Below are 6,253 nucleotides of genomic sequence, written 5' to 3'. Positions count from 1 at the left end.
CTTTGCTACACGCTTCCTTCAGACCCCGCCTCACAACGACGCCCTTGCGTTTCACTAGGCCTTCGCCCCATCAGGCTGGACAGGGAACTTGCACCCCCAAGCTGTTGCGCATGCTCGGCGCACAAACGAGCGGCCGCCTGTGCGGCCGATTGCGACAGTTCGGCCGATTGCGTCCGAACAGGCGTCACTTCGCGGCTCAGGTAGACCAACGGGCGAAGGTCCACGTCTCCCAAGGGCGGATTCAACGCGAACCATTCGATGTGGAACGAGGCGTCCGGCTTCCATTCTTCTGGAAACGCATCGCTGAATTTTCTATGGTCATCGAGCAACTTCTCGAGGTCCGCGATCAACTTGGGTTTTCCGCTGGGCGCCTCATTGATCAACGAATACATCTTCGCGATAGCGGCTGACCCCACGCACCGTTCGAACAACGCGAACTTTGCCACCATCTGCTCGTCCACCGGCATCCCCCTGCGCTCAGCGATCCGAGAGCGCAGGCGAACCACGTTGAGCATGCGTTTGACAATGCGGGGGTTTCCATCGACCAGCGGAGCATTCGCAAGCAACGCGGCTATCCGATCCGCGACATCGAAACTGTTCCGGAGCGCCTTTCCTTTGTCCCCCAAGACAGCCACGACGTCATCAATCGATAATGGTGGTTCTTTCCAACTCAACCGCAAATTCGTTTCAAGACGCGCTCGCAGTTTTTCAACGTCCGCCTTGTCAATCTCGCCGCCATTGGCGAAGAGCATGAACAAGTATCCGCGTATCTCAGCGACGCCAAGCCTCGGCACGCGGACCGGAACCTGAATCAACTTGTCGAGATAGTCTTTAACGTGCCTCGAGTCCGCATCCTTGAAATGCTGAGACACCGAGTGGCGCACCATGTCTTCGTCGGCCGCCACAACAAACGCGGAATTCCCCATGAAAAGGAACAGCCGAACAGCCTCAAGCGTGTGAATGGTTTGGCCCGGAAGGCACCGGTCCAGATTGTCGACGAAAACCACCAGCGTTTTGCCGAGATCGGTCAGCAGCTGACCGAAGTCGGCGCGGAACGCGTCGATCTGTTCGGGAGGGGTCTGCTTTTTTTCGGGTTTGATCAAGCCACCCAACTCCTTCTTTCCTTCCGCTATCGCTTTGGCGTCTTCTTCCTCAGGCGTGCCAGAGAGATAGTTGCCAATGGCGCCAACGACGCGAGAACCCACGCCGAACGTGGGCACTCCAAAAGCCGCCGCGCCGATCTCGACGGCCAAGCCCAGGCTTCGAACCACGTCAACGCGAGCAAGCAGCTTTAAAGCAAGCCCTTTCGCCCCCGCGTCCTCTTTTGCTTCGTCGTAGAGTTTTCGCGCGATCACGTCCATCAGAGCGGCGCGAGCGTCATCGAACCCCTGGTAAAGCCATGCGTCAAAGCGAATCACAATGACGTCTTTCTTTGCGCGACGTTCAAGGTCTGCTTCAATCAGATTAAGCAAGCTTGACTTGCCCGTCCCCCACGTGCCGAAAACGCCGACCGACACCGGCCGCATGGCCGGAGACAAAAGTATTTCGCTGACGACCTCCGCGACCTCCAAGTAATTCAAGTAGTCGTCTTGCGTTTCAACATCGGACCACATTCACTGCTCCGAAAATGATGGAAGAGTTTGGATGACGCAACGGCTTCCGCCTGTGTTTGAAGCTTCAACGTTAAACGGCACAAGGAGCGCGCAGCGAACTGCCGCGGGGAGAAGCTATAAAACGCTGGCAGTCGACGCCTTTAGACAATGCGATACTTTCTCTTATTGTTTTGGAGCGACGAGCATAACAGCGAACTTCGCTAAGATGCAAAGCGACGAGATAGAGGAAAGCATCGTCTTGCCATTCAAGAGGATTTGTCGTTGGCGTTTAATCTTTGCTCTTCGAATATCCCCATTCAATGCTTGCCGCCGAAAGCGATATTCAACAACGAGTCATTTATTTTTCTCAATGAGTCTGACGCAGGCGTGAATGGTGGCCAAATAATAGTAGAACATCCAACTCAGCCAAATCGCAGGATCGTAGTCCGTCTTTTGGTCTTTGTTGTGATGCCTGATGCCGAAGTTGTTCGCGAGGTTGAACAAATCGCCCGAGTCCTTTGAGTTCAGCACTTTCCGCGCGTCCTCGCGCACGAACTCAAGCACGTCTGCCAGATCGCGAACCGCGTCGCGCCGATCGCCAAGGGTCGAGCCTCGCCGGCGATATTTTGCTTTCGCCTCCTCAACCCGTTGCTGCACATTCAAGCGATCGACGCCCGGAAGGTTTGCTTCCAACAGGGGTGCGAACGCCTCGTCGCCAACGGAGAAAATTTCGCCCGCCTCGCTCAGCTCATGCCCGCGCCCATAGTCGGCGAGAAGATCGTTGAGTGTCGCTCGATAAAAGGCTTGCCCGCGCTTCCGATCGAAGCCGTTGTAATGCCAGCCGCAATCGCAAAATTGATGGTAGTAGCCGTCGATCCCCTCGGACGAGTGATCGAACAGAAATTCGATCACGTCGAAGAGATCGCCTTCCGTCATCTTCGCCAGCGTTTCGTCGAGCGGCCAGAGCGACGTCGCGCGCGTTTTGCGCAACGCGTATTGCTCAGGCGAGGAGCCCGCCCGGCCCGGGTTGAAGCCCGCGTCGACGCAGTGATAGCCGAACCACTCTTGGAAATAGCCCTTGGCTTCGAGGTCCTCAAACGTCCCCTTGAAAAACTGCTTGAGTTGATCGAGGGAAAGGCCTGCGCGCGCGGGGCGCCGCCCCGATCGCGCTGAATAGTAGCTGCGCCTGGCTGGCGGCGGACTCGTGTCGCTCATTTGCTTGCCATGGTTTGACCACTGCCTTCTGGACTGCCCGAAGCGAGGCGCCGGGCGGCGTCGCTTAGTCGATGACGGGAGGCTGCGCCTGCGTCAGCTCGCGCATCCAAGCCGGCCAGTGTTTGTCGCGGGAGCGCGCTCGCCCGAAGAGCTCCATCTCGAAGTCGGGAGCTCGATGGGCTTCTGAAGGCTCGGCGACGGGGCCGAACATCTCGTCGGCCTCTTTGCGCATCGCTTCGACCGCTTGGTCGGCTGCCGCGCGCATGCTTTCGCCGAGCTCGAACGACTTCCGCAGAGCGTCCCGCACCGCCTCAGACTCAGGCAAATGGTGCTTGCGCAGGCAGCCGCGATAGAAAGCGGCCCAAGGCGAGGCTTGCAGAAACGCGGCCACTTCCACAGCCTCGAATCCCTCCGCCAACAGCGCGCGGGCCGCCCGCTCCTCAGCGCTCGTCAGCACATAGCGCTGCGCGTCCATTCCCCTCAGGAAATCTTTAAGCTCAGCCTCTTGCCGCTGCCGCCGCGATGACGAGTTGTCTGCGCCCGCGCTGTCTTGTCCGCTCATGCTCTCTTCTACTTTCTCGGTTCCCTTCTCTAATCCGACCGGATTGTAAACTGCTTGCAGGCGCCAAGCGGCGCCACTTCACTCGCCGCCAGCCTGCTTCGCCGCTGACGTCGCATCGCCGAGCAAGTCTTCAAATCGCGCGCCCTGTTCAAGCCGCGTTTCGAGCCACTCGTTGGCCTCAACGATCACGGCCATTCGAACTTGCCGAAGCTGGCGATGATGCTCGTCCAACACGCGGCCGATCGGGGCCAAAAGCGCTGGCGCCAGTTGCCAATCCCCGCTTTCGCAGCCGCGCCCGATCGCCTGCGACAACCCCGCCGCCACTTCGTCCAGCGTCTCTTTGTCAATATCGCCGAAGCCCGCTTGCGAAACTCGCGCGGCCACGACAGTCGCGTGCGCAAGCGCGATGACCGCCGCGGAATCGGCGTCGCCCGCCCGGACGCGATCGAGAGCGGTCCACGAGCGGAGCGATATTTGATTCGCGGTAGCGACACTCACGGGCAGAAACAGCGCCTTGTTGTTGCGGGCGCGCCGGGCGAGGCCGCGCTTGGTCTTCGATTGCTCGGCCATGAATGAGAACGGCATAAAAGGCGGCGACTTGAGCATTTTCTCACGGCTTGCGAACGCAAAAGTCATTTCATAAGCGTCAAGCGCGGCACCGGGAAAGACCCTCGTCGCCGGAGCGGAACGCTTGGGAGTGCCGCGCCCCTTCGGAACTCGGCGGCGCCGAGCGCCTGCCGCAGTCCGAGGCGCTCGTCGCTTCGCAATCCAATAGCCGGGCAATTAGAGGCGGCGCGGCCGCCAAAGACGCCATCTTCCGCGCGCATCAACAAGAAGCGCGCAAACGTTATACGATAGGAAAAACGTCAGGAGATTGCGATTCCGCCGCGATTTCGATGGTCTCTCCGGTCAATTGCCAGCCGCTCGCCAAGCCCCATTGAGAGGCTGTTTCAGAGCTTCGGCGACAGTCCTTCCAGCGCGGGCGCGGGCGCGGCAGAATCTCGCCCAATTTTTATCGCGGAGGAAGCCAGAGCGCTTCGCGGCGCCATGGATGTATTTGACGCTTGGTCCAATCGGTTTCAGTCCGTGTGCGAGCTGCATTTGCGCGCGAGAATCGGCGGGACGCCGGCGGAGCAGGCGGCCGAATCGCTCTCCGCCAATCACTGGCTGATGCCGATGTTGTTCTCTGAAGTTGAGCGGCACGGGGCGTGCATACAGCAGGGAGACCGCGCGGGCGCTGCACGGCGTCAAGTGCGCGAAGGCGGCGGTGTCGCAGTTCTTGGGCCCGGCCAACCAATCAAGCGGCTGTTCGCCGAGCTTCGACAATGCCGTCGCGGAATTGCAGACCGCGTGCGAACGGTTCCGCGCCGCGCTCGCGGCTGACATCGAGCGCCAGTTTTGAGGCGCCGGGGTGCATTTGACTGAAGATATGGGACAATCGGCATCCCGCATCGCCGCCAAGAGCCCCCGCCCCTGCGGCATCGCCGCCGGGCCGCCGCGCGCGGCCCGATCCCTTTCGGACACAGCGCCGCCCTCAGTCTTTTAAGCGCCGCACGATCGCGTCATACTCTGCGGCGAGGCTCTGCGCGTCTTCTCGTGTTTCCTTTGCCTCGACGCGATAGCCCGCGCCCCGCTCGCGGGCGTCTCCCGGAGCGCACCCAAATCGCTCCTTGAAGGCGCGGCCGAACGTCTTGTCGTTCGAAAACCCTGTCGAATAAGCGATTTCAGAAACACGCTCGCGCGCTCGCCGCGGATCGACGAGCCGGCGCATCGCTTCGTCCAGCCGTTTGCCCCGAATCAGGCTTGCCACGCCTCCAAACTCGCGAAACAACTCATACAAGGCTGTCCGCGACACCTTCAAAGCGCTTTGGACTGAGTCCGCCGTCAAGTCGGGGTCCAGCAGATGCCGCTCGACATGCGCGAGCGCTTGCGCGCGCAAGGCCGGCGCGAGCCGCCCGTCTTCTTGGCTCTCGACAAGGCTGACTTTCGGCAACAAACAGGCGGCCAGCAAATCGAGCGTCGCGTGCGCTGCGGTCCTCGCTTGATCGACAGTCATCGGAGTCAGAACCTGCGCGAGCGTCTTGATGTGAGAAGCCGCCAGCGCGCCGAGCGGGTCGCCCGCGTCGAAGCACGCGCCATGCAGCTTCGCGCCGCGCGGCATCCGCCGATCGAGCGCGAGCCGCGGAACGCTGAGCGTGGAGCATCGGAGCGTCCAACGCGAAGCCGACATTCTCCACGGCCATGTCTCGCACGGCCAGAGAATGCAGAGGCACGGCTTGCTCGCCCTCGGCTGACTGCGAAACGAGCCGTCCGCCGAGCAAGCAATGGATCAAATAATGGTCCACGCCCGACAGAGCAATTCGCCGCCGCGTCCGCTGGAACTGCACTTCGTCGGCCGCGGAGTGCTTAGTAAGCAGCAACGCGCCTCCCATATCCCACGTCTCGATGCGCGCTTCGAACGCGGCTCCTTTTGGGCGCTCGATTTCATACATCGGTTTCAGGCTTTCTCTCCAAATTTCTTCCGCGTCTTCGGCTTTCATTCGCCCGCTGTCGAATTTGAGCGGCTTCGGCATTCTCGTTCCCGGCTTGTTTTTCCGGGAGTTTAGAGGCGCTCGCGCGCCATGAGAACCCAAAGCAAGTGCGACGCGTGTCGCCGTCCGCCGGACGTAAATCGGCAACGTAGGGGATGGCAAAGCTCTTCTCTGCCTTGTCACATTCAACCACCAGAACATCGGAGCGTGAAGCCGTGACCTGCTATACGACCAGCAGTTGCCTACCTGAACGTGCGCGACCGGTAACGGTCGGGTTCGAAGCTTCGGGGACAACGTACCCTCCTTATGGGCGACTCATCCGGGCGACCGGAAAGGAGCCGACACTGCCAGCA

6 protein-coding genes are annotated in these 6,253 nt (G+C 60.6%); 1 reads left to right on the top strand and 5 read right to left on the bottom strand.

Going from position 1 to position 6,253, the window contains the following annotated elements; genetic code table 11:
* Nucleotides 1-5: 5 nt before the first annotated feature.
* From BVER_RS26930 to BVER_RS26915, 4 genes are all read right to left on the bottom strand, one after another.
* Nucleotides 6-1,613 (bottom strand): KAP family P-loop NTPase fold protein, encoded by a 1,608-nt coding sequence (locus tag BVER_RS26930; protein WP_050455866.1) that lies wholly within the window; start codon nucleotides 1,611-1,613, stop codon nucleotides 6-8.
* A gap of 333 nt (nucleotides 1,614-1,946) precedes the next feature.
* On the bottom strand, nucleotides 1,947-2,807 hold the full coding sequence (locus BVER_RS26925) for a hypothetical protein (RefSeq protein WP_050455865.1): 861 nt from the start codon (nucleotides 2,805-2,807) through the stop codon (nucleotides 1,947-1,949).
* A 64-nt stretch (nucleotides 2,808-2,871) separates the two neighbouring features.
* Nucleotides 2,872-3,369, bottom strand: a complete 498-nt coding sequence (locus BVER_RS26920; RefSeq protein WP_050455864.1) for a hypothetical protein — start codon at nucleotides 3,367-3,369, stop codon at nucleotides 2,872-2,874.
* Nucleotides 3,370-3,447: 78 nt separating this feature from the next.
* On the bottom strand, nucleotides 3,448-4,152 hold the full coding sequence (locus tag BVER_RS26915) for a hypothetical protein (protein ID WP_157056256.1): 705 nt from the start codon (nucleotides 4,150-4,152) through the stop codon (nucleotides 3,448-3,450).
* Between the two features lie 409 nt (nucleotides 4,153-4,561).
* Here BVER_RS26915 and BVER_RS26910 point away from each other — a divergent pair, with 409 nt between their 5' ends.
* Nucleotides 4,562-4,771 carry a hypothetical protein gene (locus tag BVER_RS26910; RefSeq protein WP_050455862.1) on the top strand — a complete coding sequence of 70 codons (210 nt, stop codon included), beginning with the start codon at nucleotides 4,562-4,564 and terminating at the stop codon, nucleotides 4,769-4,771.
* 132 nt (nucleotides 4,772-4,903) lie between these two features.
* On the opposite strand, the gene BVER_RS26905 is transcribed toward BVER_RS26910, so the two are convergent.
* Nucleotides 4,904-5,530 (bottom strand): helix-turn-helix domain-containing protein, encoded by a 627-nt coding sequence (locus tag BVER_RS26905; protein ID WP_198155421.1) that lies wholly within the window; start codon nucleotides 5,528-5,530, stop codon nucleotides 4,904-4,906.
* Nucleotides 5,531-6,253: the final 723 nt, after the last annotated feature.

This window comes from Candidatus Burkholderia verschuerenii (assembly GCF_001189365.1).
Lineage (GTDB): Bacteria > Pseudomonadota > Gammaproteobacteria > Burkholderiales > Burkholderiaceae > Caballeronia > Caballeronia verschuerenii.
This window is presented reverse-complemented; position numbering and strand designations above follow the sequence as displayed.